Raw genomic sequence first — 20,794 nt, forward strand, 5'->3', positions numbered from 1 at the left:
CCTCTGTCAGAGCATCCATATTTGGCGAGGAAACGGCCTGTGCCCCAAGCGGTTCCAAACATATATCAGCATCGTCAAAGGCCCGGATAATTGGGCTTTTTGAGCGCCACGTAAAAACGGCGAGCTAAAATAATTCCAAAACTGCGGTCACCGCTTTCTCTGCTGGTTGGCAGCCCGGTCAGTACCGGCGGACTGAGATTGACACAAAACCAGGCGAGTAATGCCGCGGCCAGACAAAAGCTCAGCAGCGATAAAAATCCCCAAGAACCGACCTGCGGCCCAAGGCGCGGCAAAACGAAAGCCAATGCTTCGCCTCCCCTGAATACGCAAACGGCGCAGCTCCCGAGGAACTACGCCGTTCGCTGAACGAAACCGTTCGGAACGCTGATTAAAACTACAGCGCGTTGGTATTGAAAGTATCGCACTGGCTGATATCGCCAGCATCGAGGCCACGCTTAAACCAGCGCACGCGCTGCTCCGAGCTGCCGTGCGTGAAGGCATCGGGCACCACTGTACCCTGCGTGCGCCGCTGGATCATGTCATCACCAATCTGGCTCGCCGCATTGAGGCCCTCTTCCACGTCACCCGGCTGCAGCCGGTTCTTGACCTGATCGTTGAGGTTCGCCCACACGCCCGCAAGACAATCGGCCTGCAACTCCATGCGCACCTGAACGGCGTTGGCCTCGCGCTCGCTCATCGACATTTTCATCTCCTGCACCTTGTCCGCGATGCCGAGAAGCTTCTGCACGTGGTGACCCACCTCGTGCGCAATCACATAGGCCTGCGCAAAGTCTCCGGGTGCGTTGAAGCGCTTTTTCATCATGTCGTAGAACGATAGGTCGATGTAGATCTTGCGATCCAGCGGACAGTAGAACGGTCCCATCTGAGCCATACCCGTGCCGCACGCGGTTCGCGTGGCGCCGGAGAACAGCACCATCTGCGGCTCGGAGTAGTTACGGCCGAAGCTGGAGAACACCTGCTTCCACACATCCTCAGTGTCCGCCAGAACCTGCGACACGAAACGCTTCATGTCGTCCTGGCCGCTAACCTGCGTACCGCCGGGCAGACCCGGAATATTCGGCCCGCGCTCGGCTTGTCGCGTGGGAACCTGACGGCTGGATTCTGGCATCTGCGGCACCTGCGGGAATTGCCCGCCGCCGCTGAGAAGATCGAGCGGATTGACGCCCAGCAGCATCAGGATGCCGCCGATGATCAGAATGGTCCAGATGCTGCCACCGCCTCCACCGCCAATCGGGATGCGGATGCGATTGCCGCCTGAGCCGCCGGGAAAGCCGCCAGGGAAACGAAAGCCCCCGCGCTCGCCGCGCCGGTCTTCAACGTTCCGGCTTTCGCGATCGTCGTCTCCGTAGCGCATCGTCTTCTCCAGCCAAGTTGCAAATATCTCTGGCGTTAGTTGCGGCAGCCTCTCGGCCTTGCGGCGGTCCATTGTGCCCGCTGCGGCAGAGCGGTGACAAGGGCCGGTAGAACTACGGCCGACGCAATCCGCAGGTTGCATTGGCCGTTCTTAAGATTGCCTCCATGGCACACCGCTTCCGCACCACCTCCGCGCAGCGGTTCTGCCGCCGTATCTCGAGATTTGGCTAAATCCCAAAACATCTGCCAATTTAAGGGACGGCCTTCTCAGACATTGCCGGCGCACGCCCATCCGAGGCATTGCCCGCGCCCTCCGGAGCTGGCAGCGCGGGCTGTGCTCCAGCACCATCGGCGTGACCCAGCGGAACCTTTGGCTTCAGCTTCAGCATGGCGCGCACCGCCCGCGAGGCCGCAATCACACCGCCGTTGGCATAGTCCTCGTGATTGCGTTCGATCTCCTTGGGATCGTAGCGATAGTTGACCATGATCCCGAAGGCATCGCGCAGCCCCTTGTCGGAGGTGTCGGCCAGGTAGTTGATGCGGTCCAGCCGCGCGCCGTTGCCCAGATGGAAGCGCGCCACCGGGTCCACCGGCCGCCCGTCAACTCCCTTTGCGTTGAGATAATACTGCGCGGCCAGCGACAGCATCGAAGCCTCTATCGCTTCGGCTGCCTCAGTGTCGCCGTTGACGGTCGCCGGCCAGTCAGATGCACCAACCGCAGCCAGAAGCGCGCGCGCCTCGGCAGCAACGTCGCGTTCTTCATTGTCGCCCTGCTCGGCGGAGCGCGCAGCCGCCCGCAGCCACGACGCAAACTTCGGCGCCGGAGACAGCGTGACGAAATTTTTCAGGCTCGGCTGCTCGCGCATCAGCTCTTCAACCACCTGCTTCAGCAGGAAGCTGCCAAAGGTGATGCCCTTCAGCCCCTCCTGGCAGTTGGAGATCGAATAGAAAATCGCAGCCGTCGGCGCTTTGGAATCCGGCTCCGCGTGCGGCTCTTCAAGAACCTGCTCGATGGCATCGGGCACATCGCGCATCAGCGCCACCTCGACGAACACCAGCGGCTCATCGACCAGCGAGGGATGGAAGAACGCGAAGCAGCGGCGATCCGCCGGGTCGAGGCGTCGGCGCAGGTCGTCCCAACCCTGAATCTCGTGCACCGCCTCATAGCGGATGATCTTCTCCAGGATCACCGCGGGCGTATTCCAGTCGATGCGACGCAGAACCAGAAAGCCGCGATTGAACCAGACATAAAACAGCCGCCGCAGATCGGCATCGACGCCCATCAGCTCTGGATCAGCGGGCAGAACGCGCAGCAGGTCGTGGCGCATGGCGACGATCTCAGGCGTCGCACCAGGGGCAAGATGCAGTCGACGGAAAAACTCAGTGCGCGGGCTTTCCAGTGCTTTCTGCAGGCGCGACAGCTCCAGCGGCGATGGCGCATCAAGATAAGCTCGGGCGGCATCTGCGACGCGTGCCGGGTTCGGTTGCATGCCGGACGCCAGGAACTTGAAAAAGCGCGTGCGACCCTCGCCGTCGAGTTCGGCATAGCGATCGAGCAATGCCCGGGCCACCGCAACACCGGAAGCTTCGCCACGCCCCGAAGTCAGCGCGCGCGCCAGCCCATTGATGTCAGCGTCACCCTCGACACCGAACAGCGACTTCGGCAGCAAACTGCGCCCCTGCTCGGCGATTGACCCAAACAGCTCCTGCAGAAACGTGACGTTCAAGGGAAGTCCTTCCTAGGTCATGTGTGCTCGGCAAACGCTCCCGAGACACCAATGCATACGGCTATCGTATGCCGCCGGCATCACAACGGTTTGAAACAGGAATGGGTTTCTGAGCGCCCGCCTTCAAGGTCCGCCCAGAATTGCGACACTTTCATAGGTCAGCACGCGCCGCGACTTCACCCACGGGTCGCTGAGCAGCCTGAAGTCGGCGTAATGAGGCAATTCCCGATGGGCGCGATAGGCCGCCTCGTCCTCGTAGACCTGATAGAGCAGAAACGCGCTGCCCTCGATCGGATCGACACTGACGTCATACCGCCGGCACCCTTCCTCGCGCTCGATGCTCAGCTTGCCATGGCGACGCAAGGCATCCCGCAACTCTGTCTGCCGCCCAACATGGGCCTCTAGGAAAACGACAACCACATACATCCGGCACCCCCTCCTGAAGTTCGGACACCCGTTAACCATTCGTAAACCTCTTAGCATGACATTTCGTTAACCAACCTCAAGAGGAATACATGGATACGCTGGCAGTCTTTGACCGGACGCCGACGGGGCTTTCCGAAGCGAAGAACGATACCGGCCGCACAGCGTTCTGCGGCCCTTATGTTCTTTCGGCGATTACCGGTTATCCGATCTCGAAAATCGAAGACATTATCCGCACGCACCGGCTGCACCCGGACGGCACGCCTGTGAAGGGCACCGGTTCGGAGGACGTCGCGGCCGCGCTCGCGCACTTCGGCTACGGCATGACGCTGAAAGAGACGTACATGACGAAGCCGCGCAAGGAGCGTCCAACGCTCTGGACGTGGATGCAGAAGCCGCGCAACGTCTGGAAGCACTACATCCTGGCCGTTCACAAGGGCAAGGAAGGGCACTGGATTCTCGTGAAGGGTGTGAAGATGTGCGACACCTACACCGAAGGTCGGTGGACGTTCGTCGTCGACGGGCCTCATCGCGGTGCGCGCATCATGGAAGTGTTCGAGGTCGGGCGAAAGCACGACTACGCCTGAAGCCTGTTGCTATGATCGCATACGAAAAACGGCGCCATCCAAATGGACGGCGCCGTTTTCTTTAGCCGCGGATTGCCCGCACCGACTTATGTCAGTCGAAGCGGTAGGTCAGTTCGCCGAGAATACCGATCCGCTCTGAATCGAGTTTCGCATTCTGATGGCGCTGCGGAGCTGGAACAGGGTTCGGCGCGTCATAGGTTCTGCGGAAACTGCCTGCCTTCGTGAACGTGCCCCAGTAGCGGGCACCAACACCCAGGCTGATGTTCTCGGTCACATCGTAGGACAGCATCGCCTCGATCTGAGCGCCGGTACCGTAGCCGGTCAAAGGATTGATGCTGGCGATGGCGGGCGTGTTGCCGAAGTAATGGTGATCGCGTCCCGTCACATGCACATAGGGCAGATAGGCCGCTTCGGCGCTGACCTTCAGGCCGGGCACGAGATAAAACTCGCCCGCAGCGCCCAGGCGCATCGACTGCCAGCGCGCCTCCTGATCGATGATCGCGTGTCCGGTTCCTGCAACCGGTCCGCCCTCAGCCGCTGAGCACGGGCCAATCGCGTTGGCGGTCTGCCGGCAACCGTAGGCGCTGATCTCTTCTTTGTAGAAGTTGTATCCAACAAACGCGCCGAACCGATAATTCGCCGTGCGCCAGAAGTCGTAACCGACGTCGATCGTACCGTAGAGCGGAACATCGCCGGATGCTGAGCTAAGCGTGTTCGTATAGGGCACCACACCGACGTTGCCCGGGCCCGGGATGCCGAAGTCCTCGTCGTTCATCTTGCCGCCGTGGATGCCACCGCCGCCAATGAAGCCCTTGGCGAACAGATTCCATGGCGCCGAAACACGGCCGAACGCTTCGCCGGTGCTGGCTTCAATGCCGCCGTAGGTCAGGCGCGAGATCGAGGTTGTCGGATCCGCTGTGCCCTTGAACAGACCGAGGTCGTACTTGTGCCGCCCCCAGCTGTACCAGTAGCGGCCGCCGAGATCGAAGGTGAAGCCGTTCAGCGCCATCGTCGACTGGCGGACCGGTGCTTCCGCGACGCCATCGGCCAGAACGCCGTTGCCGAAGCGATAGTTGAGGCCGATCTTGAACAGATGCATTTCCTGGGAAACGCTGCCCTGCCGCGCCGGAACAGTGGCTGTAATCGCGCCAGCATTATCCACGAACGCGCTTGGCATCAGGGTAACGGAACTGGTGCCGAAGTTCAGGTAGTCATATTCGGCGGCGAGCGACCAGTTGCCGGTCAGCGCGTATTCGGTTCCTGCGCCCAGCGTCCAGCCCCAGCGCTGCAGGCTTTCCGTGCGCGAACCAATGGGGTTGCCGCCGGCGCCCAATGTGGCGTCATTGATTGCCGTGTGCAGTTCGCCGCTCATCCAGGCAGCGCCGGCTTTACCGTAGATCAGGCCACGGCCCGCCTCGCCCACCGTCACGCCAAGCTTGCCGGTCAGCGTTCCGAAGGCATCCGTTTCCACGCGGCAGGTGGAGTTCATGAAGGAGCCCGAGAGCGCCGAGCAGGTGCCGGTGCCAGCATCGTCGGGGAAGCTTACGTCCGCCTCCAGCCCATAGACCATGTTGCCGGATTGAAAGCTGTAGCCGATCTGGACGCCGGCAAGCGGCGCCGGGCTGATCAGCGGATTACCGAACGTCGAGGGGCCGGCGGAATCGGAAACGTCCGTCAGGATCGCGCCACCGCCAAGGTGCGCACCGACATAAAGGCCGCTCCAGGTGAACGGCGCCCCGGCTCCGGCGGCAACCGCCATCTCGTCCGCCAACGCCGTGCCCGGTAGCGTGCAAGCTAAAATGCAGGCTGCCATATGCAGACGGGCCCGGCTCAGCGATGTCATTGGTATCTCCGCGAATGATGAGAGCGGACGCCACTATGTGTTTATCTTCTCTTGCTAGATGATTCGCGGAATAGCTTTCAATCAGCCGCTGGCAGCCTGGCGGCGTGTACAGCGGAGAATTGAACCGGCATGTCATGGATCAAAGCGTTTTGCGTTGTAGGTGGCATCGCCCTTCTCTCGCCTGTTGCCAGCGCAGCCTCAGACGACGCCTCAACGATCACGACCTGCTTGCGTGAGATGGAGCAGTCCCAGAAGGACGCGCACGCCTGCATCGGCCGCGTGTCTGACCCGTGCAGCGAGACGCCCGAGGGCCAGTCGACGCCGGGCACGGTCGCGTGCACGATGCGCGAAACGGAAGTTTGGGATAAGCTGCTGAATGAAGAGTACAAGCGCCTGCTGGCGCTCGTCGGCGCTGAAACCGCCAACGATGTGCGCAAGGCGCAGCGCATCTGGCTGACGGCGCGCGACGCTGACTGCCGCGTGCCATATCAATTCTATAATGGCGGAACGATCGTGCAGATACTGGGCGCTCAGTGCGAGCGCGACCACACCGCCAACCGCGCCATTCTCATCCAGTCATGGCGCGGTATGGCTGAGGGTAAAGAGTAGCGAAGGCGTCAGTCCTTCGCGCGCTCGACGTACGAGCCGTCGGCCGTCATGACGACAACGCGCGTGCCCGCTCCGATATGCGGCGGCACCATCACGCGTGCGCCATTGGAAAGCTTAGCCGGCTTATAGGAAGACGAGGCGGTCTGACCCTTCACCACCGGATCCGCTTCAACGATTTCGAACGTCACGCGCTGCGGCAGCTCGATCGCGATCGGCACGCCCTCATGCAGCGACAGCGTGCAGGTCATGCCTTCCTGCAGCCACTGGGCCTGATCGCCTATCACGTCGCGCGAGACGGTGATCTGGTCGTAGGTTTCAGGGTGCATGAACGTGTAGCCGATCTCGTCTTCGTAGAGATAGTTGTAGTCCTTTTCCTCAAGGTAGGCGCGCTCGACCTGATCGGTGGTGCGATAGCGCTCCGTTACCTTCACGCCATCGGCAATGCGGCGCATTTCAAGATGGGTGACCGGCGTGCCCTTGCCGGGATGAATATTCTCGGCATGGATGACGACGGCGAGCTTGCCTTCGAGATCGAGCACGTTGCCCTTGCGCACCGAAGAGGCGATGACCTTAGCCACAGAGTTCTCCATTAATTCAAAAGGGGCCGGACCGGCGCTCGGGGGTGCGCTTCCTGCGGCCAATAGCGGTAAGTTTCGGCGCTCTCATACCCTTTCCAGGGCCAAACGCCAAGGCGCACCCGGCGCCGGAAGCCGACATTACCGCACCATGCCCCCCTGCTCCCGGGCGCCGCAATGGATTATGCAGGCACCATGAGCACTGACAGACCCTGGTGGAACGCCGAAGTCCACGCCGACCGCCGCCCGGCCCTGCTGGCCCGCGGGCGTATCAAGAGCGCCATGCGCGCCTGGTTCGATGAGCGCGGCTTCGTGGAGGTGGAAACCGCCATTCTCCAGACCTCCCCCGGCAATGAGGCGCATCTGCACGCCTACCGTACCGAACAGATCGGCACCGACCTGGAGCGGCGCGCCCTCTATCTGCACACCTCGCCGGAATTTGCCTGCAAGAAGCTGCTGGCCGCCGGCGAGAAGAAAATTTTTACCTTCGCGCCGGTGTTCCGCAACCGCGAGCGTGGCCCCCTGCACGCGCCCGAATTCACCATGCTGGAATGGTATCGCGCCGATGAGCCATATACAGCCGTGATGGATGACTGCGGCGAACTGCTGAAGCTGGCGGTAAAGACTGCCGGTGCATCGCTGGTGTCCTGGCGCGGCCACACCGCTGACGCTCGCGCTGCCCCCGAGCAGCTCTCGGTGGCTGAAGCATTCAGCCGTTATGCCGGCATAGACCTGATGGCGACGATCAAGCCCGCAGGCAACGACCGGGAGGCACTGGCCACGGCTGCGACGGCCGCCGGCATCGCACCGCGTGCCGATGACGATTGGGCCGACATCTTCGCCAAGGTGCTGACCGCACTCGTCGAGCCCAAGCTCGGACTGGGGCGCGCGACACTACTTACGCATTATCCAGCATCGGAAGCGCCTCTCGCCCGAGCCAGCGATGACGACGCGCGCCTGGCAGAGCGGTTCGAGATGTATTGCTGCGGTATCGAGCTGGCTAACGGCTTCGGTGAACTGACTGACCCGCAAGCCCAGCGCCGGTTGCTGACAGCGGAGATGGATCGCAAGCAAGAGCGTTACGGTGAGCGCTATCCGGTGGACGACGACTTCATCGCCGCGCTTGCGCATATGCCGGCCGCATCGGGGTGTGCGATGGGCTTCGACCGCGTGGTGATGCTGGCAACTGGCGCAACGCGTATCGATCAGATCCTATGGACGCCGCAAACCGCCGGAGAGGTGATTGCGTCCTAGAGTGCTTCCGGAAAAGTGGGAACCGATTTTCCGACAAGAAGCACGACAAAACAAACAGCTAGAGCCGATCCGCAATTCAATGAAACGCTGAAAGGCTCTAGAGTTGGAGAAGCGCAGGCGATGCGCCATATTCCATCCATGACTACTGAGCCCGAAGTCGAACTGACCGACAAGCAGGTTGCGCTGATCGCCCGCGCCCTGGCCGAGCCGCGGCGCCATCAAATTCTGGAGCAGATCGGCGCAGCTACGGACGGCCTGCCCTGCCTCGCGCTGGCGCAAAAGCACGACATCAGCGCGGCCACCATCTCCCATCATCTGAAGGAGCTGGAAACCGCTGGCCTCATCGACGTCACGCGCGTCGGCAAGGCGATGAGCATGACGGTGAACCGAGCCGTGCTGCGCGCGTATCTGTCCAAGCTCGCCAGCATCTGACGCGGTTGCGGGTCGCCCCACACAGGGCCGCCGCCGTTTCAGGCAAACCATTGCCAAAACCAGCATCGCCCCGCGCAAGGGCCTGCGCCTGAGGGCACACCAAGCGCGGACCAGGCGTCTGCGGCAGCGTGGCTTGGTACGCGATGCGGCCCCGCACCCCTAAGCGCAAAAATCCATCCGCCCCCCTTGATCAGCATGCTTCGATACTTAGATGATCGTCGAAGCGACGCCATCAGGCCACCGAAGTGGAGAACAATCGTGGGCAAACTCGACGAAAAAGTAGCAGTCGTGACCGGTGCTTCCAAAGGCATTGGCGCAGAGGTTGGGCGGGCACTGGCGGCTGAGGGCGCCTCGGTTGTCGTCAATTACGCATCCAGCCGGGAGGGTGCCGACCGCGTCGTAGCGGACATCACTGCGGCAGGCGGCAAAGCCATCGCCGTGGGCGGAGACGTCTCCAAGAGCAATGACGTCACAGCGTTGTTCGATGCTGCGAAGCAGGCCTATGGCCGCGTCGACATCCTGATCAACAACGCCGGCGTCTTTGACTTCAAGCCCCTTGAAGAGATCACGGAATCCCACTTCGAGCGCCATTTCCGCATCAACGTGCTGGGGCCGATCCTGACGACACAGGCGGCCGTGAAGCACTTTCCCAGCAGCGGCGGCGTCATCATCAACGTGAGTTCGGTAGTTGCGTTCAGCCCCGTGCCGAATTCGTCCGTCTATTCGGCCACGAAGGGCGCGCTCGACACCCTCACCCGCACCTACGCGCAGGAACTCGGCCCGCGCAACATCCGCGTGGTGTCGCTCAATCCAGGCCTTGTTTCGACGGAAGGAGCGCAGTCCTTGGGCGTAATCGGCTCTCCGTTCGAGCAGCAGGTGATCGCGGAAACGCCTTTGCGCCGGATTGGCCTGCCGACCGACATCGCAAAAGTTGCGGTGTTCCTCGCCTCCGATGATGCCGGCTGGATCACCGGCGAAATCATCACCGCATCGGGCGGCCAATCATAGCAAATGCGCCCAATACGAAAGCAACCGGCGTGGTGCGCCGGTTGCTCCAGAAGCCTTGCCCGCTAGGCGCGAAAGTTTTGACCTGATGGCGCGCTTAGTAGCCGAACTGGATCGAGTTGAAGCGATAGTTCAGACCAAACCGCACTAGGTTTCCGTCGGTCTCGACATGCCATGTGTTGGCGCCGATGCCGCCCCCCGCAGGCGTGGTCAGCGAAACGGTGCCCAGGTCGTAATAGAGATATTCGACCTTCGCCGTCCAGCCGCCCTGCAGCATCGTTTCCAGACCACCACCCAGCGTCCAGCCGTTGCGGAAACCCGTTGATGAAGCACTGACCACCGGCGATGCGCAGAACAGCGTGCAGGCTTCCAGCACCGACACCTGTGTATCGGCACCGAGGTAGCCGCCGGTCACATACCAGAGCCAGCCGTTCGCGACCACGCCAAGGCGGCCGCGCAAGCTGATGTAGAAGTCGGAATCCGTTGTGGTCGAAGCGTCATAGGCAAACGGCAGATAGTATCCGCCCGTGCCTGCGAGCCCGAGATAGCCGATATCGCCTTCAACGCCGAACACCACCGGCCCGGTCTGCCAATTGTAGCCAAGCGTTGCACCGGCCACGACGCCGCTAGGCGAAAAGCTCCAGGAGTCGTAAAGGATGGTGGCTCCGCCGACGTCGCGGGCAGTTGAGCTGCCCCAGGTTCCGCCGATGTGGGCGCCGAAGTACAATCCAGCCCAGGATTTGGGATCGGGCGGATAATAGTCGAAGCCCCCCGGTGTTCCCCCGGCCTGAGCCTCAACGGCGGCCCCGAAAATTCCTGCAAACGCAACGCACGCGGCAAACAAATGACGACGCATAAACGCCTCCTCAACAACCCACTACGGAGTGACTTCAACTGACGGGACGCATGCACTGGTTGGCCTCATCCGTACGCGAAAAGCGGCGTCCTGTAGTGTGGTTGTTCAGGCGTTTCCCCGCTATCAACAACGGCCGCAGCAAACTTTTTGCGCCGTGGCGCATTCATCACGCGGGCCATCCGGGGCCATTTTCGGAGGCGGCAACCGCAGCGTTTTCTGTTGAAGGCACAGGCAAAGCATGACGGCATTTCGCAGAACGCTAACCTCCACCGACGATCTGGCCGATGCCGGCCTGATCCCGGCGCGGCGTGCTGACGAACTGGCGCCGGTCGGCAGCCGGTATGCGGTTGCCGTTACGCCTGCGATGGCGGCACTGATCGATACTTCGAACCCTGACGATCCGATTGCGCGTCAGTTCATTCCCGATCCGCGCGAATTAGACATCCTGCCCGAAGAGAATGCCGATCCCATCGGTGACACACTGAAAAGCCCCGTGCCGGGCATCGTTCACCGTTACCCCGATCGCGTGCTGCTGAAGCTGGTGCATGTGTGCCCGGTCTATTGCCGCTTCTGCTTCCGGCGTGAGATGGTCGGCCCCGGCAAAAGCAACACGCTCGGCGAACATGAACTGCAGGCGGCGCTCGATTACATCCGCGCAACGCCGCAGATCTGGGAGGTCATTCTCACCGGTGGCGATCCGCTCATTCTGTCGCCGCGCCGCATTGCGGAAGTGACGGCTGCGCTTGACGCTATCGACCATGTGAAAATCATTCGCTGGCATTCGCGCGTGCCCGTGGTTGCACCCGAGCGCGTGACCGACGCAATGGTCAAAGCGCTGAAGGCGCCGCGCAAAACGGTATACGTCGCGCTGCACGCCAATCACCCGCGCGAGTTGACCGATGCGGCCCGCAACGCATGCTCACGCATGATCGACAGCGGCGTCGCCATGGTCAGCCAGACGGTGCTGTTGCGCGGCGTGAACGACAACGTCGAAACGCTGGCAGCATTGATGCGCGCCTTCGTCGAAAATCGCATCAAGCCCTATTACCTGCACCACGGCGACCTTGCGCCCGGCACAGCACATTTGCGCACGTCCATCGAAGAGGGGCAGGCGCTGATGCAGGCGCTCCGCTCCCGTATCTCCGGGCTCGCGATGCCGACCTACGTGCTGGATATTCCCGGCGCACACGGCAAGGTTCCCATCGGCCCGAACTACGTTCATCGCGACGGCGACAGCCTGTGCGTCAGCGACCCTCGCGGCGAAACGCATGCCTACCCCGGCAGCAGTACGCGCTGAGCCCGATTCGCGATCGCGCGGCGAGCCAATCTGAATTCGACCTGCATTTGGGTGACCTAACCGTTGCGCGCAACAACGCGTCCAACGCATCTGGGTGCGCTTCCCGGCCCCCGCTTGATCGACGTCAGCATCGATGCCAAAGTGCCGCATGACGCCCTCTATGGCGCGATAGAGCCATCCTATTGCTGCCGCTGAGTGCAATAACAAAAGACGTCGCTGGGGAGGCGCACAATGGACGATCAGGCAAAGCAGGAAACCTATTTCGGTGCCTGCCCCCACGACTGCCCCGATACCTGCTCGATGCACTACGAGGTTGAGGACGGTAAACTCGTCAACGTGCGCGGCAACAAGGATCATCCCATCACGCGCGGCACCCTGTGCGTGAAGCTAAAGGACTTCCACGATCACCACGCCAACCCGGAACGGCTGATGTATCCGCTGCGCCGCGTCGGGCCCAAGGGTTCCGGCCCCAACGGCGGCAACAATTTCGAGCGCATCACCTGGGACGAAGCGATCTCAGAGATTGGCCAGCGCTGGCGCGCGATCATCGATGAGCACGGCGCCCAGGCGATCATGCCCTACAGCTATCTCGGCAACATGGGGCTGGTGCAGGGCATCAACTCCGGCGATCCGTTCTTCAATCGCCTCGGCTCGACCGTCAACGAAAAGACCTTCTGCACATCGGGTTCATCGTCGGCTTGGCTGCTGACGAATGGCCCCACCGGCGGCGTCGATCCGGAAAGCTTCGTGCACGCGAAGTATATCGTCATCTGGGCGTGCAACACCATTTCCACCAACCTGCATCACTGGCCGTTCGTGCTAGAAGCGCGCAAACGCGGCGCGAAGGTTGTTGTCATAGATGCGTTCCGCTCGCGCACCGCCAAGGGCGCCGATTGGCATATCTGTCCGCGTCCGGGCACCGATGGCGCACTGGCAATGGGCATCATCAATTCCATGATCGAGCAGGGTCTCGTCGATCAGGAGTACGTCGACAATTACACGGTGGGCTTCCCCGAGCTGAAGGAGCGCGCCAGGGAATTCACGCCGGAATATGTGCAGGCAATCACCGGCGTGAAGGCCGCCGACATTATGAAATTTGCGCGCGAATACGCGACCTCGCAGCCGGCTGCGATCCGTATCGGGGTTGCTATCGAGCGCTCCGCCGGCGGCGCACAGGCTTCGCGCGCCATCTACTGCCTGCCTGCGCTAGCCGGTGCGTGGCGCCATGTCGGCGGCGGTGTGCTGCAATTGCCGCTGTGGGAGTTCCCGGTCGACTGGGCCAAGGCCGCACGGCCGGACTGGATCAAGCCCGGCACACGCGTGGTCAACAACCTGCGGCTGGGGCAAGCATTAACCGGCGAGATGCACCTCGATCCGCCAATCAAAAGCCTGTTCGTGTTCTGCACCAATCCGGTCAGTCAGGCTCCCGAGACAAACAAGATCTGCGCCGGATTGCAGCGCGAAGATCTTTTCACGGTCGTCGCCGAGCACTTCATCACCGACACGGCGAAGTACGCCGACATCATTCTGCCAGCGGCCATGGCGGCCGAAGCGGAAGACATGATGTGGTCGTGGGGGCACTTCTATCTCACCTATAACCAGAAGGCCGTTGAGCCACCGGGCGAGTGCAAACCCACCAGCGAGATGTGGCGCCTGCTGGCAAAGGAGATGGAGTTTGACGATCCCATCTTCCAGATGACCGACAGTGAACTGTGCGAAGCCTATCTGCTGTGGGACGATCCGCGCATGAGCGGCATCGACATGGAGCACTTCCGCACGCACGGCTATTTCCGCGTCAATGTCGGCACCGCCGACAACCGCCTGCCCCACGCTGAAGGCAACTTCCCGACGCCATCCGGCAAAGTCGAGATGCTGCTGAACGACGCCCGCAATTTTGTCGCTCCGCCGTTCCGCGCCATGTACGAGGGCGAACAGGACGGCGACCTGCTGGACCCGCTACCGGGCTACGTTCCCAATCGCGAATCACCACAAACCAGTCCTGAACTGGCGCGGCAGTATCCGCTCAACATCATCTCGCCCAAGAGCCACGCGTTCCTCAACTCCTGCTATGCGAACGAACCGCACAAGGTGCGCATTCAGGGCGAGCAGTATGTGCTGATTTCGCCGCTGGATGCGAACGCGCGCAACATTCGCGAGGGCGATCCGGTACGGGTTTCCAATGCGCGCGGCAATTTCGAAGGCGTTGCCCGCGTAACGGACGACGTGAACCCCGGCATCGTTGTCGCCACGCTCGGCTACTGGCGTTCGCGCAACCGCTCCGACGGTTCGGTCAATTCGATATCGTCTGACGCATGGTCGGGCATTGGCCGCGCGCCGACCTATTCCGACAATCTCGTCGAGGTCACACGCGTCAATTGATGTTCTGGCTTCTCGCTCATCCAACAAAGGGGCGCGGCATCCGCCGCCCCCTATTTTTGTTGCCACACCCGGCGCCAAAACCGTCATCGGCCACGGTGGCGGCACGCCTCCATCTCACGATGCCAATTGCGCGACGTCGCGAATCTCTAGAATTAACAATTGTGAATGCCGTCGTCTGATTATCACCACTCAATCGGTGTCATTGCAGCGGGCTTGGCGTCTCTATGCAGTTTGCCTGCGATTATGTTTCGTATTTCTGACATCTAACATTTGAACCCGCCAACACGCGGAGATCCTCCATGCTGTTAAAACCAACGGTTTTAGCAAGTGTTCTGCTGTGTGCTCTGTTGTTGCCCGGAGCGGCGACAGCCGGCGAATTACCGGCTGTTTCCGGTCCAAACGGCAAACTCAGTGTGGAAGGCGGCACATTCGATGATGAAGCCGCCGGCCTGGCGCTCGGCAGCTTTTCGCTCCCCCTCGGACATAATCTTGGCGTGCAGTTTGACGGCGCGGTCGGCAACGTCGATGGTGACGTTTTGGGTGGCGGCGGCGTGCATCTGTTCACGCGAGATCCGTCCAGCTATCTGCTCGGCGTGTATGGCAGCTATCACACTTGGGATTCCATCGACATCTGGCGCATCGCTGCCGAAGCCGAACTTTACCTCGGGCGATTCACAGTTTCCGCGCTGGCCGGATATGAGAACATCGACATGCCTTCGCTGGCGAGCGGCTTGCCGGTGCTGACGCAGGACGAAAAAAGCTTCTTCGGCATCGGCGACGTTGCCTATTACATCAACGATGATTTCAAGATCTATGGCGGCTATCGCTACGTTGCCGAGACCAGCCTCGGTGCAGCGGGTGCTGAATACCTGCTGCGCGATCACGGTGTGCCCGTGTCGCTGTTCGCCCGCGGAGATTTTGGCAACAGCGACTTCAACAGCATCACCGGCGGTGTGAAGATCTATCTCAGCGACGACCGCAACAAATCGCTGATCGACCGCAACCGCCGCGACGATCCTGAAATTTATGTGCCGGTGTTTCCGAAGGTGGTTACACAGACGGCAAAGCAGCAAGGATCCAACCAATGTGTTGTCGGTCCAAGCCCTGATTATAAGGTTGCGTCGAACTTCAGCTGTACGTGCCCTTCCGGCACGCCACTCTCCGGCCAGCAGCCGCAATTCATTCCAGCATTGGGCGGCTTCTATACGTGCGGAAATCCGGTCTAAATTGGCGATATCGTCAGCCGACGTACATTTGCCACTTAATCCGGCTATGTAAAAAGTGTTGGGATCTAAACGCGATTCACTCCATTAACTTTTAACTGTTGATGGAATGTCGCGGGCGCTGGTGTCGAATTCCCGTCAAAAAAATAGAACGGGAATATGACCATGCTGGCAATGGCGAAGCCTGTCCTGTTGGCTCTCCTCGTGGGTAGCTCGATTGCAGTAGCCGCATCCGCAAATGACTTATCCGCCGTGTCTGGACCAAACGGAAAAGTCAGCGTTGAAGGTGGCTCGGTTGACGACAGCGGCGCAGGCATCGCCACCGGCAGTCTCTCATTACCGCTTGGCCATACGTTCGGCTTGCAGGCCGATGGCGCGGTTGGTTCCATCGACGGCCAGATCATGGGCGGCGGCGGGCTTCACCTCTTTACCCGCGATCCATCCAGCTATCTGCTAGGCGTGTTCGGCAGCTATCACACCTGGGATTCCATCGGCATCTGGCGCGTTGCCGGCGAAGCCGAATTGTATCTCCAGCGCTTCACGCTGTCCGGCCTTGCCGGTTACGAATACATCGATTTTCCGCGGCTTTCCGATGGTCTGGCCGTACTCAACAAAGACGATGGAAACTTTTTCGGCCACGTCGATGCGGCCTACTACATCACCGACAATTTCAAGGTTTCGGCAGGCTATCGCTATGTCAGCGAGATGAGCCTTGGTTCGGCGGGCGCCGAATATCTTCTATCGGGAACCGATGTGCCGGTTTCGCTGTTTGCACGCAGCGACTTCGGCCGCAGCGATTATGCAAGCATCACAGGCGGCCTGAAGATTTATCTCAGCGGCGACAACAACAAGTCGCTGATCGATCGCAACCGCCAAGACGATCCGGAAGCGTATCTGCCTGTGTTCCCGAAGATCGTGAAGGCGCAATCAACGCCTGCGCCTGCGGGTCCCACCTACTGCTCAGTCGATAGTTCGTACCACGCCATCGTGTTGTCTGGCGCACCCAATTGTCTCTGCCCGGCCGGATCGATGCTGGAAGATTTGACACCGTATGACGACACTGTCGACCATGGTGTCTTCCGCTGCGGCGCGCCCATCTAGAGCCGCTCCGTCGCTGACGCTCCATTCGCAAGGTGGTTATGTCGTCGACGCATTTTTCGCCGAGAAAGTTGCCGATCGCGCTTTGATCGCCCACATTGCTCTGCATGACATCGCACCTGAGCGGACGACATCTGGTCGGCGACATCGGCGCCACGAATGCGCGTTTTGCATTAGCTGACGCCGATGGAAAGCTGTCGCATTTCGCAAGCTTCCTGTGCAGCAATCACTGTAACCTCGATGCGGCGATTGCAGCCTATCTCACCGACGTGCGCGCGCCTGCACCGAGACGCGCCGTTCTGGCAGTGGCGACAACACCCGACGGCGATCAGGTTCGTTTCACCAATAACCCCTGGTCGTTTTCAATCGTGCATCTGGCGCAGCGCACCGGCATCGGCGACTTACACGTCATCAACGACTTTCACGCCAACGCGCTGGCGCTACCCTATCTGCAGAATGAAGATGTCTTGCAGATCGGCGGCGGCAATCCAGCAACCTATGCTCCCATGGCAGTGCTCGGCCCCGGCTCCGGCCTCGGTGTCAGCGCGTGCGTATGGTCGGGCGAGCGCTACATCGCGTTGCCGGGTGAAGGCGGCCACGTGACCATGGCCGCAGGTGACAGTCGCGAAGCTGCCGTGCTGGATATTCTGCGCGCTCGTTTCGGGCACGTCTCGGCCGAGCGGCTGCTGTCCGGGCCGGGCATCACCAACATCTATGCATCACTGTGCGTCATCGATGGGCTGGGTGAGGCTCAACTGACACCTGCCGCCATCTGCGAGTCCGCTCTCGCCAACTCCGATGCACGCGCAGCCGAAGCGATCGCCATGTTCTGCGCAATGTTGGGTACTGTTGCGGGCGATGTCGCGCTGACAATCGGCTGCCGCGGCGGCATCTATATCGCGGGCGGAATTGTGCCTCGGCTGGGCAGCCACTTCGCAGCATCGCCGTTTCGCCAGCGCTTTGAATCGAAGGGTCGCTTCAGCGACTATCTGGCGGCAATTCCAACCTATGTCATCACACGCCATGACGCAGCGCTGATCGGCGCTGCCGCCCTGATGCGCGCGCCTCGCACCGGATTGTAAACGAAAATGCCGCGCAACCGGAGCAGCGCGGCATTCACGTATTCAAAGCGCTTGATTATATCGTCTGCCGATCAACCTAGCCGCGGCGACGTCACTGCGCCTTATTCAGCTTCAGGCCACTTGTCCAAAACTGCGATCGGCTTCGTCCTCATCAATCAACAGCGGCGGCTCATGCAGATAGCGCGTGGCCTTGCGCTTCGCCTCGATGTCCTGCCACACCAGCGTAACCTGCTCCTCCGTCAAGCCCGTTGCCTGCGCGACGGCTTCAGCGGTTAGCGCGTGCTCCAGCCCATAAAGGCACAGATCCATCTGCTCGTAGGGTAGCGCAAAATAGAATTCTTCCTGTGTCTGCGCCATCGACCAGGTGTCAGTCGTCGGCGGACGCTGGCGGATTTCAGCCGGGATGCCAAGTTCTTCAGCAAGCTGATAAACCTGCGACTTGTAGAGATGCGCGATCGGCTTGAAGTCGGCAGCGCCATCGCCGTTCTTCACGAAGAAGCCCTGATCGTACTCCAGCCGGTTCGGCGTACCGGCCACGGCATAGTTCAACCGGTCGGCGTGGTAGTATTCAAGCTGCTTGCGGATGCGCTGCTTCATGTTGGTCGCTGCCACCACCGCCTGATAAACGCCGATCGGCATCCGCGCCTCGCGGCGCTCACCGGCTGGCGTTTCAACCACAAGCTTGGTCAGGCTATAACGGTTGCCATGCAGCACGTTCGACAGAACAACCTTGCAGCTCCAATCGGAACCGAAATCCGGAAATAGCTCGCGGATGGCGCCATCGCGGCGCAGATAGCAGCCCGCGGCCGAAAGCGTCGGCGCGATATCCTCAACCACATGGCCAATGCCATAGGTCTCCGCAACCAGACGGCCGAGACGCAGGCTGTCGGGATCAGAATCCTTCTCCGGCATCAGCACGGCCATCACGTTCTGAGGCCCGAGAGCAGCGGCGCACAGCGCTGCAGTCACGCTTGAATCGATGCCGCCGGAAAGGCCGATCACAGCACCGCGACGGCGCAAGCGACGCAGCACCTGGTTGGAAATGCCCTGCGTGATCGCGCGCACAGCCACCGCAGCATCAAGCTGCAACGTCTCACGCGAGAACTCACGATCGACCACAGACGAAATATCAGAGCGCTGCATTCTGCCCTCTCTCGGCCTCACTGACGAGGCGACGGCTGATCTTTCCCGAGTCCGTCTTTGGCAGCGACGGCCGGAATTCTACAAGTTTGGGAACCATGTAATCTTCAAGAAAGCGCGCGCAGTGGCGGATGACGTCCTGCGCGCCGATGTCCGTATCGGGCTCCAGTGCAACAACCGCCTTGATAGCGCTGCCCAGCACTGCATCCGGCACGCCGATGACGGCAACTTCGGCGACGCCCGGCAGCGCATAAATGACGTTCTCAACTTCCTTCGGCGGAACTTTCTCGCCGCGCGATTTGATGATGTCGTCCTTGCGACCGACAAAATAGAGGAAGCCGTCGCTGTCGGTGCGGAACAGATCGCCGGTGTAAAGCACGTGCTCCCACGGATATGGCCCCGGACGCAGCGCCTTGGCGGTTGCTTCCGGATTTTCCCAATATCCCTTCATCACGTGCGCGCCACGGATCACCAGCTCGCCGACGACATCCGGCCCGACGCGCCGGCCCTCATCATCGACGACATAAGCTTCCGTGCCGGGAATGGCGACGCCGACAGACGAGATGCGGTTCTTAAGCTCGGTCGGCGGCAGCCACGTGCAGCGTTTGCATTCCGTCAGGCCATACATCGAATACAGCGCCACGTGTGGAAACAGCGCCTGCAGCTTTTCAATGTGCGTCGGCGGCAACGCCGCAGCGGTATTGGTGATGTAGCGCAGATGTGGCAACGCACCCGGTGCAAGGTTGCGCTGCCCTACGAGAATTGCCGCCATCGTCGGAACGAGTGGCAGGCCCGTCACGCGCTCCTCTTCACAGCGCTTCAGAATGACTTGCGGGAACGCAAATGACTTTTCAAGTACCAGCGTGGCGCCGACCTTGATGGCCATCAGCACCTGATACAATCCGTAATCGAACGCAACCGGCAGCACGTTGAGAATGATGTCGTCGGCCGTGTTCTCAAGGTACGTCGTGATGGATGTGGCGGCTGCGACGACATTCTGATGTGTCATCATCACGCCCTTCGGGAACCCCGTCGAGCCCGACGTATAGATCAACATCGCCAGATCGACATTGATGCCCGGTGCGCTCTGCAGCAGCGAAAACTCTGGTACTGCGAGCACATCATTCCAATGCAACGCGCCAAACCCGGCCGGCACCGATTCACCATCGGCGATCACACTGAACGCTACCGATGGCGCCGCTGCAATAGCATCCGCCGCAACAGATGCCGTCTTCTGCTGGGCAATGATCGCCTTCGCACGGCAGTTATTCAGGATGTAGCTGAGCTTATCGGTCTTGGTCGAAGGATTAACCGGACTGAAGACAGCACCGGCCTTCAAAACGGCAAAAATTGAAACAACCGCTTCAACGCTGTTGTCCAGAAACAGGACAACACGATCGCCCCTTTCGACGCCGCGATGGATCAACCCCTGCGCCAGCTCGTCAGAGATATCGTCGAGCTGGCTGTAGGTCAGGCGCCGATTGCCGGCAACGAGCGCCGTCTTATCGGGAAAGCGCATCGCACTTGCACGCAGAAACGATTCAAAGCGCATCGCCGTACCCCACCACCAGTTGACCGTATTTCAGAACGTGCGTTTGCGTCGGCTCAAACCGCAATGCCGGTAATCTTGGCGCCCTGCTTGCGAGCTACATATGCCGCAATCAGATCGATGGAATCGAGGTTTTCCGGAACGATCTCGTCATCCTCGACGGTGATGCCGAAGTTGGTTTCAAGATGCTCCACGAGCTCCAGGATGCCGGTAGAGTCGATGAGCCCGGCGGCGAGCAGCGATTCTTCGTTGGTCAGACCGTTTCGACCTTCGCGAAAAAGAAAGCTCGCTTCTACGAATTCGCGGATCGACGTTTTGAGTGCGTTTGACATGGTCTTGAT

The 20,794-nt window shown here is 60.8% G+C and carries 20 protein-coding genes; 10 read left to right on the forward strand and 10 right to left on the reverse strand.

Annotation, left to right across the window (positions count from 1 at the left end; genetic code table 11):
- Positions 1-74: 74 nt before the first annotated feature.
- The 4 genes from C6Y62_RS10850 to C6Y62_RS10865 all read right to left on the reverse strand — a co-directional run bounded on the left by C6Y62_RS10850 (position 75) and on the right by C6Y62_RS10865 (position 3,527).
- The gene (locus C6Y62_RS10850; RefSeq protein WP_173953916.1) at positions 75-305 is read right to left on the reverse strand and encodes a hypothetical protein; all 231 of its coding nucleotides are present in this window, start codon (positions 303-305) and stop codon (positions 75-77) included.
- Between the two features lie 89 nt (positions 306-394).
- A complete protein-coding gene (gene ypfJ, locus C6Y62_RS10855) occupies positions 395-1,375 on the reverse strand; it encodes a KPN_02809 family neutral zinc metallopeptidase (RefSeq protein ID WP_173953917.1) in 981 nt (326 codons plus the stop codon).
- 250 nt (positions 1,376-1,625) lie between these two features.
- Positions 1,626-3,101, reverse strand: a complete 1,476-nt coding sequence (locus C6Y62_RS10860; RefSeq protein ID WP_173953918.1) for a malonyl-CoA decarboxylase — start codon at positions 3,099-3,101, stop codon at positions 1,626-1,628.
- A gap of 123 nt (positions 3,102-3,224) precedes the next feature.
- Positions 3,225-3,527 carry a putative quinol monooxygenase gene (locus tag C6Y62_RS10865; protein WP_173953919.1) on the reverse strand — a complete coding sequence of 101 codons (303 nt, stop codon included), beginning with the start codon at positions 3,525-3,527 and terminating at the stop codon, positions 3,225-3,227.
- A gap of 89 nt (positions 3,528-3,616) precedes the next feature.
- Here C6Y62_RS10865 and C6Y62_RS10870 point away from each other — a divergent pair, with 89 nt between their 5' ends.
- Complete coding sequence (locus C6Y62_RS10870; protein ID WP_173953920.1) at positions 3,617-4,111, forward strand: hypothetical protein; 495 nt, start codon at positions 3,617-3,619, stop codon at positions 4,109-4,111.
- Between the two features lie 91 nt (positions 4,112-4,202).
- On the opposite strand, the gene C6Y62_RS10875 is transcribed toward C6Y62_RS10870, so the two are convergent.
- Positions 4,203-5,954 carry an outer membrane beta-barrel protein gene (locus tag C6Y62_RS10875; RefSeq protein ID WP_173953921.1) on the reverse strand — a complete coding sequence of 584 codons (1,752 nt, stop codon included), beginning with the start codon at positions 5,952-5,954 and terminating at the stop codon, positions 4,203-4,205.
- A 129-nt stretch (positions 5,955-6,083) separates the two neighbouring features.
- Here C6Y62_RS10875 and C6Y62_RS10880 point away from each other — a divergent pair, with 129 nt between their 5' ends.
- A complete protein-coding gene (locus C6Y62_RS10880; RefSeq protein WP_173953922.1) occupies positions 6,084-6,563 on the forward strand; it encodes a lysozyme inhibitor LprI family protein in 480 nt (159 codons plus the stop codon).
- 8 nt (positions 6,564-6,571) lie between these two features.
- Here the strand turns inward: C6Y62_RS10880 and efp are convergent, their stop codons facing one another.
- Entirely contained in the window at positions 6,572-7,141 is a 570-nt protein-coding gene (gene efp, locus C6Y62_RS10885; RefSeq protein ID WP_068459164.1) for an elongation factor P, read from the reverse strand.
- Between the two features lie 192 nt (positions 7,142-7,333).
- On the opposite strand from efp, the gene epmA reads away from it, so the two are divergent.
- The 3 genes from epmA to C6Y62_RS10900 all read left to right on the forward strand — a co-directional run bounded on the left by epmA (position 7,334) and on the right by C6Y62_RS10900 (position 9,832).
- Entirely contained in the window at positions 7,334-8,392 is a 1,059-nt protein-coding gene (gene epmA / locus C6Y62_RS10890; RefSeq protein ID WP_173953923.1) for an EF-P lysine aminoacylase EpmA, read from the forward strand.
- Positions 8,393-8,407: 15 nt separating this feature from the next.
- Positions 8,408-8,824 (forward strand): ArsR/SmtB family transcription factor, encoded by a 417-nt coding sequence (locus C6Y62_RS10895; protein WP_338074477.1) that lies wholly within the window; start codon positions 8,408-8,410, stop codon positions 8,822-8,824.
- Between the two features lie 258 nt (positions 8,825-9,082).
- On the forward strand, positions 9,083-9,832 hold the full coding sequence (locus C6Y62_RS10900; RefSeq protein WP_173953924.1) for a glucose 1-dehydrogenase: 750 nt from the start codon (positions 9,083-9,085) through the stop codon (positions 9,830-9,832).
- Between the two features lie 94 nt (positions 9,833-9,926).
- Here C6Y62_RS10900 and C6Y62_RS10905 read toward each other — a convergent pair whose 3' ends face one another.
- Positions 9,927-10,685 (reverse strand): outer membrane protein, encoded by a 759-nt coding sequence (locus tag C6Y62_RS10905; RefSeq protein WP_173953925.1) that lies wholly within the window; start codon positions 10,683-10,685, stop codon positions 9,927-9,929.
- Positions 10,686-10,923: 238 nt separating this feature from the next.
- Between C6Y62_RS10905 and C6Y62_RS10910 the strand changes: the two genes are divergently transcribed.
- From C6Y62_RS10910 to glk, 5 genes are all read left to right on the forward strand, one after another.
- A complete protein-coding gene (locus C6Y62_RS10910; RefSeq protein WP_173953926.1) occupies positions 10,924-11,982 on the forward strand; it encodes a lysine-2,3-aminomutase-like protein in 1,059 nt (352 codons plus the stop codon).
- Positions 11,983-12,213: 231 nt separating this feature from the next.
- A complete protein-coding gene (locus C6Y62_RS10915) occupies positions 12,214-14,361 on the forward strand; it encodes a molybdopterin-containing oxidoreductase family protein (RefSeq protein WP_173953927.1) in 2,148 nt (715 codons plus the stop codon).
- 299 nt (positions 14,362-14,660) lie between these two features.
- Positions 14,661-15,587 carry a hypothetical protein gene (locus tag C6Y62_RS10920; RefSeq protein WP_173953928.1) on the forward strand — a complete coding sequence of 309 codons (927 nt, stop codon included), beginning with the start codon at positions 14,661-14,663 and terminating at the stop codon, positions 15,585-15,587.
- Positions 15,588-15,836: 249 nt separating this feature from the next.
- Positions 15,837-16,685 carry a hypothetical protein gene (locus C6Y62_RS10925; RefSeq protein ID WP_173953929.1) on the forward strand — a complete coding sequence of 283 codons (849 nt, stop codon included), beginning with the start codon at positions 15,837-15,839 and terminating at the stop codon, positions 16,683-16,685.
- A gap of 104 nt (positions 16,686-16,789) precedes the next feature.
- Entirely contained in the window at positions 16,790-17,764 is a 975-nt protein-coding gene (gene glk, locus C6Y62_RS10930; protein WP_173953930.1) for a glucokinase, read from the forward strand.
- A 111-nt stretch (positions 17,765-17,875) separates the two neighbouring features.
- Here glk and nadE read toward each other — a convergent pair whose 3' ends face one another.
- The 3 genes from nadE to C6Y62_RS10945 are packed head-to-tail and all read right to left on the reverse strand — an operon-like array spanning position 17,876 to position 20,785.
- Positions 17,876-18,907 carry an NAD(+) synthase gene (nadE, locus tag C6Y62_RS10935; protein ID WP_173953931.1) on the reverse strand — a complete coding sequence of 344 codons (1,032 nt, stop codon included), beginning with the start codon at positions 18,905-18,907 and terminating at the stop codon, positions 17,876-17,878.
- Positions 18,894-20,456 carry a class I adenylate-forming enzyme family protein gene (locus tag C6Y62_RS10940; protein ID WP_173953932.1) on the reverse strand — a complete coding sequence of 521 codons (1,563 nt, stop codon included), beginning with the start codon at positions 20,454-20,456 and terminating at the stop codon, positions 18,894-18,896. The genes nadE and C6Y62_RS10940 overlap by 14 nt, the downstream gene beginning before the upstream one ends.
- A 53-nt stretch (positions 20,457-20,509) precedes the next feature.
- A complete protein-coding gene (locus tag C6Y62_RS10945) occupies positions 20,510-20,785 on the reverse strand; it encodes an acyl carrier protein (protein WP_173953933.1) in 276 nt (91 codons plus the stop codon).
- Positions 20,786-20,794 lie beyond the last annotated feature (9 nt).

Source organism: Hyphomicrobium sulfonivorans (assembly GCF_013306565.1).
Lineage (GTDB): Bacteria > Pseudomonadota > Alphaproteobacteria > Rhizobiales > Hyphomicrobiaceae > Hyphomicrobium_A > Hyphomicrobium_A sulfonivorans.